The sequence below is a fragment of the uncultured Brachyspira sp. genome, assembly GCF_949287625.1.
GTDB lineage: Bacteria > Spirochaetota > Brachyspiria > Brachyspirales > Brachyspiraceae > Brachyspira.
In genome coordinates this window covers 1-16,692 of sequence record NZ_CASEGO010000055.1, presented here as the reverse complement: position 1 = coordinate 16,692, position 16,692 = coordinate 1, and the positions used below count along the sequence as shown (strand labels likewise).

The window sequence follows — 16,692 nt, the reverse complement described above, 5'->3', positions numbered from 1 at the left end:
CTTCAAGTATTGATTAGAAAACAAATAATTATTCATACGGAATATGATAATATAAATAATAATTTTTGTCAATCTATATGATATATTTTATATAATAATTTTTTTATTTTTAGAAAATTATTGTCTTTGTTTAAATAAAATTTTTAATAACTGCATAATATAAGTACATAAAAAATTACACAGCTATTTAAAATAAATATTTAACATTTATTTATACTAAATTGTAATAATTATTAAATATTTCCTTGACTTTTATGTATGCTAATGTAAAATAGATTGATTATTTTAAAAAGAGGTAAAACTATGGCAGAGATAAAAAATTATTATTTCTCTTCTGAATCGGTAACAGAAGGCCATCCTGATAAGATCTGCGATGCTGTAAGCGATGCAGTCTTAGACGAATGTTTAAAACAAGATCCTAATTCTAGAGTAGCTTGTGAAACTTTAGCAAAAACTGGAATGATTTTGATTGCTGGAGAGATAACAACAAAAGCTAGATTGGATTATCAAAAAATCGCCAGAGATACCGTAAGGCGAATAGGATACACAAGCAGCGAAATGGGTTTTGATGCTGATACTTGTGCAGTAATGGAGGCTATTGCTGAGCAGTCTCCAGATATAGATATGGGTGTTAGTGCTGGTAAAGGATTGTTTAATTCTGAATCATCAAATGTTTCTGAAGGTGCAGGCGATCAAGGTATAATGTTTGGTTATGCTATAAATGAAACTGAAACATTTATGCCTTTAACTATACATTTAGCTCATAGATTGGCTGAACGTTTGGCTAAAGTTAGAAAAGAAAAAATAGTTGACTATTTAAGACCAGACGGAAAAAGTCAGGTTACTGTTGAATATAAAGATGGTAAAGCTGCTAGAATAGAAGCTATTGTTATTTCTACTCAGCATGCAGCAGGTGTTGATCATAAGCAAATAGAAGCAGACATAAAAAAACATGTTATAAATGAAATATGTCCTGCTAATATGCTAGATGAAAACACTAAATACTACATCAACCCAACAGGTTTATTTGTAGTAGGCGGTCCTATGGGAGACTGCGGATTAACAGGCAGAAAAATTATTGTAGACAGCTACGGCGGACATGGTGCTCATGGCGGCGGAGCTTTCTCTGGTAAAGACCCTACAAAAGTAGATAGAAGTGCATGCTATATGGCTAGATATGTAGCTAAAAATATAGCAGCTTCTGGTATAGCTGACAGAGCTTTAGTACAATTTGCTTATGCTATAGGCGTTCCAGAGCCTTTATCTGTATATGTTAATACTTTCGGTACAGCAAAAGTACATGATGAGGTATTAGCTAATATAGTCTCTAAAGAGCTTGATTTAACTCCAGCTGGTATAATCAAAAAATTAGATTTGAGAAGACCTATTTACGAAAAAACTACTGCTTACGGACACTTCGGCAGAGAGCTTCCAGAGTTTACTTGGGAGAAAACAGATATAAAAGATTTGTTTGCTAATGCTAAATAATTAATTTTAATTAAAGAATAAAAAAGTTTTAAACATTCAAGGCTTGCTAATATTAGCAAGCCTTATTTGTCATAAAAAATTATTTTAAATTACCAAATCCTAGATATTCCATAGATTTAAATATTCTATCATTACATAAAGGAATATTTTCATCGCTACTCATAACTCCAAACAACTCTTTAACACAGCTTTGACCAAAAGCTTTTAATTTGAAATCTTTATTATATATGCAGTTAGCCATTTTTATTTCATACGGTTCATTATTATATAATAAATAATGAATTATTCTTTTTATATTTTCTAAACCATTATTTCCATTCAAAAATTCTTCTTTCATAGAATTATTTGAAAAAAAACGTCTTCTATCTTTAAAAGCATTAATAAATAATAAAGCTTTATATAATTTATCATAAGATACTGTATTTATATTATTTTCTTTTAAAGTATCTTTACATCTGTTATAATTTGTAATATATTGATCTTCAATGTCATAATTATCATAATATTCTTTAATAAGATATTGTAATTTTAGTTCTATATCATCATCATTAATTTTTGTATAACTTTTTTCTTCTCTTATTTTATTTTCTTTTATCCAGTTTAAAAACTGATCTATTTCTATCTTTAATGGTAAATTATTGTACTTTCTATTAATTTTAAGTTTTATAAGAGACAATTTATACATTTTGGTTAATCTTTTATAACAGTCCAAAAATATTTGATATTTTCTTTTAAAATCTGAAATATATGATAATTTCTTGTTTTTTTTAGCATTATCAATAGTGGTAATATTATCAAATTTAAAATCACCTATTTCTTCTTTTAATTTTTGTTTAAAGTTTCTTATTTGTATATCTACATTATAATATTCTTCTTCTATTTTTGAATATTTTTCTATTATATTATCATTTAGTACTTCAGCACTTTCCCAATAATCATAAAAACAATTTATTAAATCATCAAAAATTATATTATTAGAATCTATTGAAACATTTATTTCTTGATTAGATAATATACCGCTTTTAGTTAAATTTGATGAACCTATAAATGCTACAGAATTGCCAAATATATATAGTTTTGGATGAAAACTTTCTGATGTAAAAAATCTAATATGAACATTTTTTTTATTATATAATTCTTTTAATCTTTCTATGGAAGTTGCTAATGATAATCTTACAATAAGTTTTATATTACAATTTTTTTCTATAGCATTATTTATTATTTCTGTATCATTAAAAAATGCAGTTGCTATAAATATATCATCATTTTCTTTTATACTATACTTCAATGCTGTTTTCAAAAAGTCATGTTTATCATTAGAATTTGTAAATAAATTCATCTTTTATTCTCCGATATTAGAAATTAATTAAATTATACTTAAACAAATATGATTTGTCAAAAAATTATTTTTTAAATTTAAAATATTGCAGGGCTTCACAGTCGTGACGCCCCCAGTTCTTTTATGACGCCTGTCCGCCTCGCTCTGCGTGCCTGTGGTGTAGCCTAAATTTAGGGATACACACTACATTTAATACATATATATAAAATATAAAGTTCTAGTAATTGCGTTTTAGCAAAGTGTATCTGAAGGATAAAAACTTTGACGAAGTCGCGGCAAAAAAGATGATAATTCTGTATAATGTACATAAGTTGACAAAATAAAATTTTTAAGTTTGTAAAAAATGAGGATTTACCAAAACTATAATAAGAAATACTATAAGATTTTTAAAACAAGTTTAATTAAATAAAAAATTGTAAAAACTATTAATAAGTCATAGAAGTACCATAATGTACTGAAGTCCAAGATACGCCCAAAAAATTATTCCAGCTATTATTATTTGGATTGGAGGCTACATTAGGAAGGTATAAATCTGTAGGAGAAGCTGATGGAAAAACTGAAACTGTCAGAGCATTCGGAGAAGTTCCTAGATATTCAACATTTTTAAGCGAAGTGCAGTTTTCAAAGCTCGTATTATTTATCTTTACTACAGTGCTTGGTATCTGTACATTAACTAAAGATGTGCAGTCTTTGAAAAAATCAGCTGTTATTTGCTGAATAGTGGGAAGAAGAACTGTAGTTAATGCTGAAGTTCCTTCCAATGTAAAGGTGTATGAAGTTTCAAAAGATGAACCTGATAAATCTAATATTATATCAGTTTCATTTTGAATAGCTTTTTTTATATTATCAAAAATTGATGAATTATTATCTATATGCCCAGTGATTATTATAATATTTTTTCCTGTTGCATTTTTATTATTTTCCAAAGCAGTTTTTATTTCTTCTTCGGTAGAATTAGCACCAATACTAGATATTGCAATATTTTCTATACTAGTAGGACCGCACAAACAGTATGAAGAAATAGGCTTATAATTGCAGGAATATACTGCTAAAGATATAAATATTATTATTAATTTCTTCACTTATTTATTCCTGTTATTATTATTTAGGCATACTTTGAGCATAATTTATAGTTTTTTTACTCCAGTCATAGTTTAAGAAATTATTCCAGCTGCCGTCACTAGGAGCATTTGCTACATTAGGAAGATACAAACTCTCTAAAGGAGCAGCTCCTGCTGTAGAGTATGCTGAAAATGCTGCTGCATCAGCTGCAACACTTGAAGGAGTGGTTCCTAAATATTCTATTTGTTTCAAAGAAGTGCAGCCTGTAAAAGCATATTGACGTATTGTTTTTATAGAGCTAGGAAGACTAATTTTTTCTAATGATGTACAGTTGTAAAAAGCCATACCAGAAATCTGTGTGATTTTTTCATTTAAAGTTACTTTTTTTAAAGCTTTACATTCTGCAAATGCTGAACTTGCAATACCTATAAAATTATCAGGCAAAGCAACCTCTTCCAATGAAGTGCATGAATGAAATGCATTCGCCTGTATAGCTAATATTGACTGTGATAGAACAATATTTTTCAAACTTGAACAGCTATGAAAAGAATTACCTTTTATTTCAATAATTTTCGTTTGGCTTAGATCTGCTGTTTCCAATTTTATACATGATTGAAATGCATACTCTCCTATTGATGTAAGAGAAGAAGGAAAGTTAATTGTTTTTAAACTTGAACAATCTACAAATGCATTTTCTCCGATTGATGTTATAGTTTCTGGTAATTTAATACCAAACAGATTTTTATTATCTTCAAAAGCATTGTCTGCTATATCTGTCATCGTAGTTTTGCTTAAATCGAGATAAACTCCGTCTTTAGTATATGTATCTTTTGCTATTATAGTATTTATTTTTGATATTGTGTTATTTTTATCAATATTTTCTTTTGTATCTTCTAAAAATATAGAATAATAACCGTATTCAGCAAAATATTCCTGCATTTTAGCTTCTATATTTGCTTCACTTTCATCAGCCTTAACAGAATAATTTTTCACGATATTTTCAGGCACATTGTCAGGTGATGACGGAGAAGATTCTGTTTGATTATTTGAAGGAGATGTTGTTTTATTGCTGCATGATGATAAAGATGATAAAAATATCAATATTACTAATAAATATTTTATATAATTAAACATATGTATTATACCTCAAACCGATTTTATTATTTCTAATATATTTTATAATAGAAAAATAAAAAAACAATATAAATATAAAAAATATTTTAGTTTCTTTTTATATTTTTTTATTTAAAACCATTACAAATATATTATTATTTTACATTTTAGGTATTTTAAATCTCAATCCCAATAGTACTTCATGATAACTGTCAGCCCTTGTATCTATCAAATATCTGTATCCCAAATCCAAAGATATATACGAACGCAGATTAAAGGCAAATCCTCCGCTAAATCCGAATACTAATGTACTTGCTGCATTTCTGAATTTAATTTCAGTATTTTGTGATTCTACACAAAGGCAGTCTTTTATTCTTCCCCCAATTGAGACACCTAAATAAATAGTAAAAGGAGGATATTTATTTAGCAGTGTTTGCTTATAACTTTCATCTGTTAATTTTTCTTTTATAAGAAAGAAGTTTATATCAAAATATACAGACCCTAAAAGAGTATGAAGAGTTATATCATCAGACATACTTATTATTTTTCTTCCTAAATACTCAAATTCAAATCTTACAGGAGATGATTTATTAATAGTAGGTATGCTGTATCCTAATGAAAAACCTCCGCCGAAATAATTAAGATATCCTTTTTCCTCGTTATCCTTAGTATAATAATAACTTCCGTCATGTGAAAATACAACTTTAGGAGATATATATAATCCTTCAGGTATAATAGAAAACAGTTTGTTAGGACTATAATATATAAACATAAATAAAAATGCTGCTATTATATAATATCTTTTCATCTAAGTTCTCCTAAAAATTAAATCTTATAGAAACTGCAGCATCATGAGTGAACTTGCTTTCTAAATTAAGCAGAATTCTGTACCCTAAATCTAGGCTTAATACAGGCGTTAGATGAAAAGCTAAGCCTCCGCCAGCTCCGTAAAGAAATTGTAATTCATTATAATATGTGCTGTCTTTGAAAATACCATTATATTCATATATGGTATTTATAATGCATGTATTTAATGCACCTCCTACTAAAAAGCCAAGATAAATTGACATTACAGGTCTTTTCCCATTATTTAATACACTTCTTTTAGAGTCTTTATTATCATAATTAATATATAAAAAATTGATATCATAGTATGCTGCTGCTAAAAATGTATGAACCTGCATAGATTGTATGTTATTAAGATATGCATTATTAGGAGTAGGGTTTCTGTATAAATATTCAAATTCTATTCTTACTGTACTGTATTTATGAAATATATCAAAATTATATCCGATAGAGAGACCGCCGCCTACATACATATTCATAGTATTTTTTTTATCGCCTTCTTTTTGTATTCCAGAGTCTCCAATATTAAATATAAATTTAGGTGTTAAATAAAGCCCTATATCCTTAGCTGTAAGCATATTGCCAAAACAAGCTGTAAGTAAACAAGCAAGCAAAAGTTTTTTTATCATAAACTTCATAAAATAATATCCTTTTTAGTTTAAAACAATACCCCAATAGCAAATCTTGGCAAAGGTACAAATCTTAATAAATGATTATAAGAATATCCTATATCAAGTATTGATATATCAAAAAACGGACGCAAACCGCTATTAATACCAAAACTTCTTGACAAATCTATTCTAAAACCAATTTCCCCTGAAATATAAAAATCATATATATATGTATTTCTGTTTGTATAAGTAGAACTTTCCTTTAAGAACTCTTTGTTATGAGTTATAAATAAAGTTCCTCCAAATTTAGGCATTAAGAAAAATCCTGATGCTCTGTCTTTTTTGTTATAATAGAATCTAACTCCAATAGAAGCTCCTATACCGTAAACATCACCATTATATGTAATAGTATCATTATCATAATATGTTTTCATAGCATAAAAACCAGCATCTACATTAACATCTATTTTATTAGCTGCTCTGTAAGTGTATGTTAAATCAAGTCCGAAATTTCCCTGAAGTTTTAGATTGTTGGAATCCCCTGTTGGAAACATTATATTTACCATTGAAGGAGCTATTAACATATAAAAAACAGTAGAACCGAAGTTGACACCTAGAGAATGTCTATGCGAAATTACAGATACTGTATTTGTTTGAGTATTATCATATTTTACATTTTTATCTACTGTATTATTTGATACATTTGTATCGCCTGATGTATTTTGTGCAAAAGATATGCTAGTAAGTATAAAAAGTAATAAAGCAATTAATTGTTTTCTTATCATCATCTTATTATACCTCTAACTAAAATCTTAAACTGAAGCCTATTCTAGGAAATAATGAGAACTTTATAGCTGATACATAATTAAACCATTTTGGGAAAGATTCCCAAGTAGGCACCATAGCATTTATATCAACTAGTCCGCTTCCGAAAAATCCAATTCCTTCATGAATATCTGCATAAAGCCCCGGTACTGCCGATCTTACATAGTATCCTATTTCTAGTATTGATATATCTATATAAGGTTTTACAGGCCATTCTTTGTTTGGGAAAAGTTCTATAGTCCAGCCTAATTCATATGAAAAATACATTGTAGTATCAATAGTATGTCTTTTTGTATGAAGTCCGGAAATACCGTTTTGAGTTTCAATATCATACATTAATACTTCCACACCAAATCTTAATGTATTTATAATCTGCCTTTTTTTACCTGCAAAGAATTTTACTCCTATTGTTGCAGGAAAATATATTAAAGATGCTTTAAGATAAGTATCAGAACCTATTAAAGTATTAACAATATTGTCTACAACATCATCAGTACTAGGAACATTTACATCTGGAACATCTACCCCCGGAATATTTGGCACATCTGGTACACTTACATCTGGTATAGATCCAGCTGGAAGAAAATTTTTTGCTAAATCTGCTGCTTTATCTTTTGGTACTCCAAGCTGAAATGACATAGATTGTACACCAAAGCCTATTTCTACACCTATACGCGGGTGAAGCATTAATGTATATGACACATTAGGAACATACCAAAAACTTCCCTTTGCTTCTATAGCACTTAAATAATCATTTATTTGACCTAAATCAAATCCTGCTAATCCTGTAAATGTCTGGTAATTATCAAATATTGTATTTAAAAGAGGCGGAAACATACCAGCATATCCCGGATTTAGGTTTACACTGATAATTTGTCTGCCTTTAATCCAGCTATAAGTATTAGTGTCCGATTGAGTTGATAAAGCTATACCATTAGCATACAGACTAATAAATGATATATTAAATACTATAATAGCTGTAATAATTTTTTTCATATTATAACCTTAAATAATTACTGTTTAGCAGGATTTGAGTTAACTGTCCCAAAATGTAATCCGCCAAGTATTTCGCCTATTTTATTTGCTTCTTCTTCTGTAACAGCGGCATTTCCTATTACATCTTCAGGCTTAATATCACTTGGATCCTTACTATTTGCTATTCCATTAATAACACCAACAGCATTTTCCTGTCCAACTATATTGATTATTTCTTTAAGCCCATCTGTACTTCCGCTGTCTGTAGTAATAGTTATTAAATTTCCAAGAGGTGCTGCTATTACATATTCATTTTCATTGGCAAAAATACCAGCTATTCCTAATAAAGAATCTTCAAATGTATAGTTTTGACCGTTAAGAGTTAATGTATCTCCGCTTATATTAACACCATCCCAAACACCGTTTATCAATTTGTTTAAAATGTAATCCGGTCCTGGTTCAGTTACTGTAAGTTCTGTTTTTTTGCATGAAAATACAAAAAGAAAAGTACAAATTATTAAAATATATTTTAATAATTTCATTTATTTCTCCTTAAAAATAAAAAATATATCGTTATTTAATTATATAATTTTTATTCATAAAAACAACTAAAATAAAAATAGTATTAATATTAACTCGGATAGAATAATAATAAAATTTAATTTTGCAGTTATAAAATTCATATATTATTTTTTTCTTAAAAATACATCATATCAAATGCCTTTCAGTTTTTTATGAAATTGTATTATTTTGTATCTTGACAGAAAATTTGAATTGAAGTAAAATTTATAACATGCATTAACATTTTTAAGGTAAATTTCTTGTCTTATGAATAAAACTACAAAACATACTACCTATATAATCAATCATGAAGAAAGTTTCAAAAGGATTATTATAAACAGAAATTACAAAACTAAAAGATATTATATAGATTTTTTTGTGGCAGGATATAAATATAATGACGGGAAAGATTTGATATATTCGCTTTTAAAAAATGAGCCGATTAATTTGGTTCATGAGATAGCTAATCCTTATGATAGGTTTGCAATAGCTATTTATGATAAGGATTTTGTGAGGCTTGGCTATGTTCCTAGTGTTATATCGCCTTTAATATCATATAAACTTGAAGATAAGAGAAATAGGGTATATGCCATAATAAAAAATGTAAAATTAGATGCAATTGATGAGTGTAAAATAGAAATTAGAGTTTTTATAGATATAGATAAAAAAAAGAAAAGAGCTGTTTGATTTGCATATTAATTAATATATGATATTATATGTCTGTTATGAATAAAGTTTCAGTAAAAACCGAATTAGATTTTCAAAAAATAAAAGATAATTATATAAAAGAGCCTTTTAAATACTGTGTTTATATACTAACAGGTAAAGAAAGGCTTTTTAAAAAGGCATTTGCAGCTGCTTTGCATTCATCTATGTTTCCAGATGAGGGCGACAGCGAGATGAATTACAGCGTATTTTATGATAAAAATGATGCTGTAGGGTTTGCTCCTTTAGAGGTTGCTGATACTCCGCCTTTTGGATCTAAACTTAGACTTATTATAATTTATAAATACAATAATTTTCAGGAGGATTTTTTAGAATACTGTTTAAATCCTTCTAAAACCGCTATAGTTGTATTAGAAACAGAAAGTTCATTAGAAGAAGACCCTATATACAAATATTTTTCTAAAAAACAGGGATCTCATAATATTAATTTTATAGACTTTCCTCTTCCAGATGAGAAAGATTTTAGAGGATTAATAAATGCTTATATAACTAAACAGGGTAAAAAGATATCTTCTGATGCTGTTGAATATTTAATTAATAATATAAATTTGGATTATGATTCTCTTTATTCAGAACTTGCCAAAATATGCAGCTACAATGATAAAGAATATCTAAATGTAGAAGATATAATGGATTTTACATATGTATCTAAAAACAGAAATATATTTGATTTTTTGGATGCTGTTTTTGAGAGAAACAGAAAAAAAACTTTTAGTATAATGCATAGATTGGATCAGGAGGCTTCAAGTTCTATCACTCTTATGATGAATAATTTTTTAGCTATTTACTATATGAAAATATTTCCGCCTCAAACTACATTAAATGAAATAAGCAAATTAACAAAAATTCCAGAGTTTATACTGAAAAAAAAGAAAACTTCATTAAAACTTTTTTCTTTGGAAGAGGTTAATGAAATAATATCTAAAATATCGTATTTAAATACATTAAGCGTTACAACTCCTGCAAATATTTTTAAAGCACATTTTGAGTTATTTTTATTTACTATAACTAAATAATTAATAAGTTTGCATATATACACCGAAACTATTTCAATTTGTCAATTTCTATATTTTTGTAAATGTATTATCAACTTTTTTTACGCAAATGCCATGTATATTTTATCCGAAAGAATAATAAAATATAGTAAAAAGATATTAGATAAAATATAACACAAAAACTAGATAGTAAACAAAAATAACAAAAATACATCAAATAATAAATTAAAAATTATACTTTGACTTTTAGAAAATATTTAATTATAATATATCTATGAAGAAGAAATTTAATACTGAACAAATAAAATATTTTAATCCTTTGAATGATTATTTTATAAGATACCTATTTACTGATAAAGGAAGCAGTGAGTCTATACTTTTAGACTTTATTAATTCTATAATGATTAATGCCAATATGAAAACTTTTCGTTCTGTTGAAATTCTTACTCCATTTAATTTTAAAAAAAATAGGAATTTAAAAGAGACGATAGTAGATGTTAAATGTATAACCCAGAATGGTTCTGTTGTTATTATAGAAATACAATTACAAGGCAATTCAAGATTTCCAGAACGTATACTTTATTACTGGGCATCTAATTACAGTAAATTATTAAAACATGGTGAAAAATACGATGAATTAACTCCAGTAATAAGTATAAATATTCTTAATTTTAATTTAGATAAAACAAAAAATATACATTCCTGCTATATGCTTTATGAGATGAACAATAAAAAGTTATTAACAGATCATCTTCAAATACATATAATAGAATTAAAAAAGTTTAAGAAAAATGTATTATCTAAAGATTTAAATTACTGGCTAAAAATATTTACAAGCAAAAATTTGGAGGCATCTATGTCTGAAATAGTAAAAGAAAAACCCATAATGGAAGAAGTACAAAAAAAATATAATAATTTTGTGAAAAGCAGATTAATGATGATGGAATATGAGAAAAAAGAAGCATATTTATATGGTAATCAGATAATGCTTGATGAAGAGAGAAGATTGGGTAAGGAAGAAGGTATAAAGGAGGGTATAGAGAAAGGTATAGAGAAAGGTATAGAACAAGAAAAATATTCATTAGCTAAAAATATGAAAAAAGAAAATATAGATATTAATATTATAAGTAAAGTAACAGGTTTGAGTATAGAGAAAATAGAAAAATTATAATAAAAATATATGACTAAAATAACAAAAATGTAATAATATATAATTGTTTTTCATATTCATAAATTAATACCATAAATCCATTATTAAATTTTGAATAACATTGGGTTTGAGTAAGCACTCATAGCAGTACTTTGCGTACTTTGTAATGGAAAAGCCTTAAATAAATTCGAAATAATAATTATAAATATTTATCAAAATAGATCTGAAACAAGTATATATAAAAATTTCAACAATTATAATGCTTTAAAACAATTCTAAATTATTAATTAATTTATCATAATTTTATAGTTTATATTTCCATTTGTTATTAATTTAACAATAAAAAATATATTGCAGCCATAAATTTGTTTTGACAAATAACGGTTTGTTTTGTATAATATTATTAGCTTCGGAGGGCGGTTTTTATGTATTTAGTAAATCTTATGGAACAAAAAGTGTCAAAATTAGCAGATTCATATTTGAAAGAGAAAAATATTCCTGTTAATACCAATATGCGTATGGATATTATAGCATATACTTTAAATAGAGTTCAGCCTCAGTATGTTACAAGTGCCAGAGGAGTACTTCACAGCTACAATAAGGATCCTATTCAAAGTAATACAGAGATACTAAGTATTATAGCAGATGCCTGCGATATAGTTAGCAGAAGAAAAGAAAATACTTTATTAGAATCTGTTCCTTCTATAGATGAGAGCGGTTATTATTTAACTTATCCTAGTATAATGGGAAATATTACTGCTTCTAATAATTTTGAAAAAATAGAAAATGCTTTAGTTTATATATTTTGTGAGGGAAAGATACTGCAGGGATATGGTGTTAACTTTCCAAATCCTGCTATAGTATCAAGCAATGTACCTGGAAAGTTTATGTTTTGTTTTATGCCTAAAAAAGTTGATTCTAATGAAGAAGTAGAAGTTAATTTGGATATTGTTATAGAATCTGAAAAATTTATGCAGTATGAAAGCGTATTATCATTTAAGATAAAACCATCATATTATAATGCAGGAGATATGCCTCTTTTTTCTATAGAAGAGGTTAATGATATACTTTTAATAGAAAATCATAATATACCTAGTTAAATATATCTATTTTAAATAATGATTGGTTATTATTTTTTATATAATCTTTTTTATTTAAGAGAAATTGATGAAAGCAATTAGATTTATTGTATTTGCCTGCTTTTTAGTTATTTTTATAGTAATAGCAAATTTAATTCATAAAAACATGGACTCTTATGAAGTTGTAACTATAACAAGCCCTTTTACATATTATAATATAATAACTTATGGAAATAATGATGTAAAAACTTTGGCATCGCTCTCTTTTAAGGATTCGCTTGATAGTTTATCTGAGATTTTTGATATTGACAGAGCTTTTATAGCTAATAATATCTTAAGAAAGACTATTAAGATAAGGGAAAATGAAGCAGAGCTTGTAGTTTTTACAGATAATAATTCTATAGGTCAAATAACAATTAATAGTTCTAATAATACCGATGTTTTTCTTGAGAGTGTTTTAAGCAGTTTGTCTTCTAACAATATACAGCTTGAAAAATATTTATTAGATGATACTAATGGTAATACATTATCTGAAGTTTATACACATAAGTCAGATACTTATAAAATAATTATAACAAAAACTTATTTAGATAATTCAGATAATTTAACTATAGATTATATCAATTTAAATATATTTTAATATTTGCAAGTCAGTAAAATATTATATTTTTTTCTTGACAAAAAAATTACTTGATTATATATTTATATTACTAAATAAGATTTATTATTAATTATTTTTTTATATCATAAGGAATTATCATTATGAATAATACAAGAAACACTATACAAAAGAAAGTTATTTTAAATGCTGTAAGAGAATTGAAAAATCACCCAACTTCAGAAGAAGTTTATAATTATATTAAGCCCAATTTTCCATCTATAAGTTTAGGTACTGTATATAGAAATTTAAATCTATTATCAGAAACCAAAGAAATACAAAAACTTTCGGTTATAGATGACGCAGTTCGTTTTGATCATATTACAAATGAACACTATCACTTTCAATGCAGCAAATGTAAAAAGTTATTAGATATACCTATGGAATACCAAAAAAAGCTAGATGAATTAGTTTCAAAAGAGTATGATGTAGAAGTATTTAAACATGATATAGTATTTACTGGAATATGTAAAAAATGTAAAAATTCTTAATATTTTATATATTTGAAAAGAATTGATAATGTTTATTTTTTATTGATAAAACTATATTTAGAGTCTTGATTTTAATATTTATATTTTATATACTAATTATATATAATATTTTTAATTGAAGGAATAATTATGTCAAAAGGCTATTTAGCTTTAGTGCTTCATGCTCACTTACCCTATGTGAGACACCCTGAACATGAAAATTTTTTAGAGGAAGAATGGCTATATGAAGCTATTACAGAAACTTATATACCTTTATTAGATGCTTATGATAGAATGGTTAATGACGGTATAAACTTTAAAATAACTATGAGTGTAACTCCTCCTCTTATGAATATGTTAGCTAATGAGTTGCTTCAAAATAGATATGTTAATTATATAGAGAAATTGATTAAGCTGTCAGAGTTGGAATGTGAAAGAACTTCATTAGATCCGAATTTTCATCATACTGCTGAGTTTTACAGAGATAAATTTAAAAAGATAAGAGATATTTTTGTTTATAAATACAATAAAAATATATTAAACGGATTCAGATACTTTTTAGAAAGAGGAAATTTAGAGATAATTACCTGCGGTGCAACACATGGATTTTTTCCATTTATGCAGGAATATCCTAAAGCAATAGAAGCCCAATTAAAAATGGCTGTAAAAACCCATGAAAAACATATGGGAAGAAAACCTACTGGTATATGGCTTGGAGAATGCGGATTCTTTCCAGGACTTGAAAAATATCTTGCAAACAATGGATTAAAATATTTTTTTGTTGATACGCATGGTATAATGTACGCTGATAAAGTTCCGAAATACGGAGTTTATGCACCTCTATATTGTTCAAGAGAGAGTAGGGTTGCTGCTTTTGGAAGAGATATAGAAAGTTCAAGAAGTGTATGGAGTGCCGAAGTAGGATATCCTGGTGATTTTAGATACAGAGAATTCTATAGAGATATTGGTTATGATTTGCCTTTTGAGTATATTAAAGACTTTATACAAAGTAATGGTCTTAGAAAAAATACGGGTATAAAATACTATAGAATTACAGGTAAAGACTGCCCTAAAGAGCCTTATAATCCAGAGTGGGCTATGGAAGCTGCAGGGGATCATGCAGGCAACTTTATGTTTAACAGAGAAAAACAGATTGAGTATCTAGCTTCTGTAATGGACAGACCTCCTATAGTAGTATCTCCTTATGATGCTGAGCTTTTCGGGCATTGGTGGTATGAAGGCCCTATGTTTATAGAGTTTTTAATGAGAAAGATACATCATGATCAGGACACAATAGAAACTATAACTCCTAAAGAATATTTAGAAAGACACCCAGTAAATCAAATTTCAATGCCTTCTATGTCAAGCTGGGGAGCTAATGGATACGGAGAGGTTTGGCTTAATGGAAGCAATGGCTGGATTTACAGGCATTTGCATAAAGCAGCTGAGCGTATGATAGAATTAGCCCATGATTATTATAATGAAACAGGTCTTTATGAAAGAGCATTGAATCAGGCAGCAAGAGAATTATTACTTGCTCAAAGTAGCGACTGGGCTTTTATTATGCATACAGGTACTATGGTTGATTATGCTGTTAATATCACAAAACTATATATCAGAAGATTTACAGACCTATACTATGCTATAAAAAACAGAGATTTAAACGAAGAATGGCTTAGAAAGATAGAGTGGCGTGATGATATATTCCCTGAGATGGATTTCAGAATATACAGTTAAAAACAATTTGATTAAAAAAATTAAAGAGTATGTATATTTAATATGCATACTCTTTTTTGTAAATAAACACAAAATTATATTTATTATATTTCGTTTTTGTATTTCTTTATTATAATAGATATTGGTATATTTTTTTCTATAGATTGTGTTATATCAAAATTATTTAATATATATAATAATTCGTATCCATTGGGCATTATTCTTATGTTATTATTATTTACAATTCTTATATCTTCAGGATAAGCATTAATTCCTAAACACCTATTATCATATAGAAGCTGTATATGGCTTAAGAAATTATTTATTTTTTTATTATGTAATTTTTCTTTTTCTATATCTTCTTTATTTGGCGTACCCAAAATATTAGAAACCCTTTTATATTCACAGTGGCAGTCAAACTCTTTTGATAAGTCATAACCTTTTATTTGATAAAATTCATTATTATTTATAAATTGAAGAATATTTTTAATAAGATTATAGTCTATTTTCATTTTGTAATAAGAAACCTTAAAAATTAAATGTAAGAATATTTAATTGAATATTGGAGATGGCGGGACTCGAACCCGCGTCCTACGAAGCGTACCATATTCGTCTACATAGCATATCTTATCTTTAAGAGTTTCGCTTTATAGGTAGAAGATAAGCAGAAAAGCTATAAAACTAGTAAGAGTATACGTAATATCAGGCTCTTACAGCACCTAATACAAGTTCTATGTGTTTTGACACCGAAAAAACAACCCATAGACAAATTGCTTAATCAGCGGCAGCTTCAATTAAGCTGCAAGTGCGTATTCGTCTGCACTTATTGTTTAGTATGATATTAATGTGCGTACACCTAGCACAGCTATGCAAAATACGTTCCAACCATCGCAGTCGAAGCCGGAGCATCCCCTTTCAAAGAACTATATTTATAGTGTAGCATTTATAATAAAAATGTCAATAATAAATTTATTATTAGACTGCACGGGTTCCATACATATTGCATTTAAGTATTCCTTAATTTCTTAAAGTATAGCATAGGAGTATCATAATTTAAAGTAGAATGTATTCTTTTATG

General features: G+C 27.2%; 17 protein-coding genes and 1 other RNA gene. 8 read left to right on the top strand and 10 right to left on the bottom strand.

What is annotated here, in order from left to right; genetic code table 11:
* The first annotated feature begins 303 nt into the window (after positions 1 to 303).
* Positions 304 to 1,488, top strand: coding sequence for a methionine adenosyltransferase (gene metK / locus Q1X91_RS09580; RefSeq protein ID WP_300756415.1), 1,185 nt, complete (start codon positions 304 to 306; stop codon positions 1,486 to 1,488).
* Between the two features lie 79 nt (positions 1,489 to 1,567).
* Here metK and Q1X91_RS09575 read toward each other — a convergent pair whose 3' ends face one another.
* From Q1X91_RS09575 to Q1X91_RS09540, 8 genes are all read right to left on the bottom strand, one after another.
* Positions 1,568 to 2,827: a phospholipase D-like domain-containing protein gene (locus Q1X91_RS09575; RefSeq protein ID WP_300756413.1), complete on the bottom strand. Its 1,260-nt coding sequence runs from the start codon at positions 2,825 to 2,827 to the stop codon at positions 1,568 to 1,570.
* A 425-nt stretch (positions 2,828 to 3,252) separates the two neighbouring features.
* Positions 3,253 to 3,909: a leucine-rich repeat protein gene (locus Q1X91_RS09570; RefSeq protein ID WP_300756410.1), complete on the bottom strand. Its 657-nt coding sequence runs from the start codon at positions 3,907 to 3,909 to the stop codon at positions 3,253 to 3,255.
* Positions 3,910 to 3,928: 19 nt separating this feature from the next.
* Positions 3,929 to 5,023: a leucine-rich repeat domain-containing protein gene (locus Q1X91_RS09565; protein WP_300756407.1), complete on the bottom strand. Its 1,095-nt coding sequence runs from the start codon at positions 5,021 to 5,023 to the stop codon at positions 3,929 to 3,931.
* 139 nt (positions 5,024 to 5,162) lie between these two features.
* Entirely contained in the window at positions 5,163 to 5,810 is a 648-nt protein-coding gene (locus Q1X91_RS09560; RefSeq protein ID WP_300756404.1) for an invasin, read from the bottom strand.
* A 10-nt stretch (positions 5,811 to 5,820) separates the two neighbouring features.
* Complete coding sequence (locus Q1X91_RS09555) at positions 5,821 to 6,486, bottom strand: outer membrane protein (RefSeq protein ID WP_300756401.1); 666 nt, start codon at positions 6,484 to 6,486, stop codon at positions 5,821 to 5,823.
* Positions 6,487 to 6,506: 20 nt separating this feature from the next.
* The gene (locus Q1X91_RS09550; protein ID WP_300756418.1) at positions 6,507 to 7,244 is read right to left on the bottom strand and encodes an outer membrane beta-barrel protein; all 738 of its coding nucleotides are present in this window, start codon (positions 7,242 to 7,244) and stop codon (positions 6,507 to 6,509) included.
* Between the two features lie 19 nt (positions 7,245 to 7,263).
* Complete coding sequence (locus tag Q1X91_RS09545) at positions 7,264 to 8,280, bottom strand: hypothetical protein (protein WP_300756398.1); 1,017 nt, start codon at positions 8,278 to 8,280, stop codon at positions 7,264 to 7,266.
* Between the two features lie 17 nt (positions 8,281 to 8,297).
* Positions 8,298 to 8,801, bottom strand: coding sequence for a hypothetical protein (locus tag Q1X91_RS09540; RefSeq protein WP_300756395.1), 504 nt, complete (start codon positions 8,799 to 8,801; stop codon positions 8,298 to 8,300).
* 286 nt (positions 8,802 to 9,087) lie between these two features.
* On the opposite strand from Q1X91_RS09540, the gene Q1X91_RS09535 reads away from it, so the two are divergent.
* From Q1X91_RS09535 to Q1X91_RS09505, 7 genes are all read left to right on the top strand, one after another.
* Positions 9,088 to 9,507: an HIRAN domain-containing protein gene (locus tag Q1X91_RS09535; protein ID WP_300756392.1), complete on the top strand. Its 420-nt coding sequence runs from the start codon at positions 9,088 to 9,090 to the stop codon at positions 9,505 to 9,507.
* Positions 9,508 to 9,545: 38 nt separating this feature from the next.
* The gene (gene holA, locus Q1X91_RS09530; protein WP_366945511.1) at positions 9,546 to 10,562 is read left to right on the top strand and encodes a DNA polymerase III subunit delta; all 1,017 of its coding nucleotides are present in this window, start codon (positions 9,546 to 9,548) and stop codon (positions 10,560 to 10,562) included.
* Between the two features lie 253 nt (positions 10,563 to 10,815).
* A complete protein-coding gene (locus Q1X91_RS09525; RefSeq protein WP_300756387.1) occupies positions 10,816 to 11,712 on the top strand; it encodes an Rpn family recombination-promoting nuclease/putative transposase in 897 nt (298 codons plus the stop codon).
* A gap of 404 nt (positions 11,713 to 12,116) precedes the next feature.
* Positions 12,117 to 12,791, top strand: a complete 675-nt coding sequence (locus Q1X91_RS09520; protein ID WP_300756384.1) for a late competence development ComFB family protein — start codon at positions 12,117 to 12,119, stop codon at positions 12,789 to 12,791.
* A 67-nt stretch (positions 12,792 to 12,858) separates the two neighbouring features.
* Entirely contained in the window at positions 12,859 to 13,410 is a 552-nt protein-coding gene (locus tag Q1X91_RS09515; protein ID WP_300756381.1) for a hypothetical protein, read from the top strand.
* A gap of 122 nt (positions 13,411 to 13,532) precedes the next feature.
* The gene (locus Q1X91_RS09510; RefSeq protein ID WP_300756378.1) at positions 13,533 to 13,919 is read left to right on the top strand and encodes a transcriptional repressor; all 387 of its coding nucleotides are present in this window, start codon (positions 13,533 to 13,535) and stop codon (positions 13,917 to 13,919) included.
* A gap of 129 nt (positions 13,920 to 14,048) precedes the next feature.
* Complete coding sequence (locus Q1X91_RS09505; RefSeq protein WP_300756375.1) at positions 14,049 to 15,635, top strand: 1,4-alpha-glucan branching protein domain-containing protein; 1,587 nt, start codon at positions 14,049 to 14,051, stop codon at positions 15,633 to 15,635.
* Positions 15,636 to 15,718: 83 nt separating this feature from the next.
* On the opposite strand, the gene Q1X91_RS09500 is transcribed toward Q1X91_RS09505, so the two are convergent.
* Positions 15,719 to 16,126: a hypothetical protein gene (locus tag Q1X91_RS09500; protein ID WP_300756372.1), complete on the bottom strand. Its 408-nt coding sequence runs from the start codon at positions 16,124 to 16,126 to the stop codon at positions 15,719 to 15,721.
* A 48-nt stretch (positions 16,127 to 16,174) separates the two neighbouring features.
* Positions 16,175 to 16,527, bottom strand: a transfer-messenger RNA (tmRNA) gene (gene ssrA / locus Q1X91_RS09495).
* Between the last annotated feature and the right edge of the window lie 165 nt (positions 16,528 to 16,692).

What these genes read in the sequence shown, in the direction of transcription:
- metK (WP_300756415.1), top strand. Translation starts at nt 304, where the DNA reads ATGGCAGAGATAAAAAATTATTATTTCTCTTCTGAATCGGTAACAGAA.
- Q1X91_RS09575 (WP_300756413.1), bottom strand. Translation starts at nt 2,827, where the DNA reads ATGAATTTATTTACAAATTCTAATGATAAACATGACTTTTTGAAAACA.
- Q1X91_RS09565 (WP_300756407.1), bottom strand. Translation starts at nt 5,023, where the DNA reads ATGTTTAATTATATAAAATATTTATTAGTAATATTGATATTTTTATCA.
- Q1X91_RS09560 (WP_300756404.1), bottom strand. Translation starts at nt 5,810, where the DNA reads ATGAAAAGATATTATATAATAGCAGCATTTTTATTTATGTTTATATAT.
- Q1X91_RS09555 (WP_300756401.1), bottom strand. Translation starts at nt 6,486, where the DNA reads ATGAAGTTTATGATAAAAAAACTTTTGCTTGCTTGTTTACTTACAGCT.
- Q1X91_RS09550 (WP_300756418.1), bottom strand. Translation starts at nt 7,244, where the DNA reads ATGATAAGAAAACAATTAATTGCTTTATTACTTTTTATACTTACTAGC.
- Q1X91_RS09545 (WP_300756398.1), bottom strand. Translation starts at nt 8,280, where the DNA reads ATGAAAAAAATTATTACAGCTATTATAGTATTTAATATATCATTTATT.
- Q1X91_RS09540 (WP_300756395.1), bottom strand. Translation starts at nt 8,801, where the DNA reads ATGAAATTATTAAAATATATTTTAATAATTTGTACTTTTCTTTTTGTA.
- Q1X91_RS09535 (WP_300756392.1), top strand. Translation starts at nt 9,088, where the DNA reads ATGAATAAAACTACAAAACATACTACCTATATAATCAATCATGAAGAA.
- holA (WP_366945511.1), top strand. Translation starts at nt 9,546, where the DNA reads ATGAATAAAGTTTCAGTAAAAACCGAATTAGATTTTCAAAAAATAAAA.
- Q1X91_RS09525 (WP_300756387.1), top strand. Translation starts at nt 10,816, where the DNA reads ATGAAGAAGAAATTTAATACTGAACAAATAAAATATTTTAATCCTTTG.
- Q1X91_RS09520 (WP_300756384.1), top strand. Translation starts at nt 12,117, where the DNA reads ATGTATTTAGTAAATCTTATGGAACAAAAAGTGTCAAAATTAGCAGAT.
- Q1X91_RS09515 (WP_300756381.1), top strand. Translation starts at nt 12,859, where the DNA reads ATGAAAGCAATTAGATTTATTGTATTTGCCTGCTTTTTAGTTATTTTT.
- Q1X91_RS09510 (WP_300756378.1), top strand. Translation starts at nt 13,533, where the DNA reads ATGAATAATACAAGAAACACTATACAAAAGAAAGTTATTTTAAATGCT.
- Q1X91_RS09505 (WP_300756375.1), top strand. Translation starts at nt 14,049, where the DNA reads ATGTCAAAAGGCTATTTAGCTTTAGTGCTTCATGCTCACTTACCCTAT.
- Q1X91_RS09500 (WP_300756372.1), bottom strand. Translation starts at nt 16,126, where the DNA reads ATGAAAATAGACTATAATCTTATTAAAAATATTCTTCAATTTATAAAT.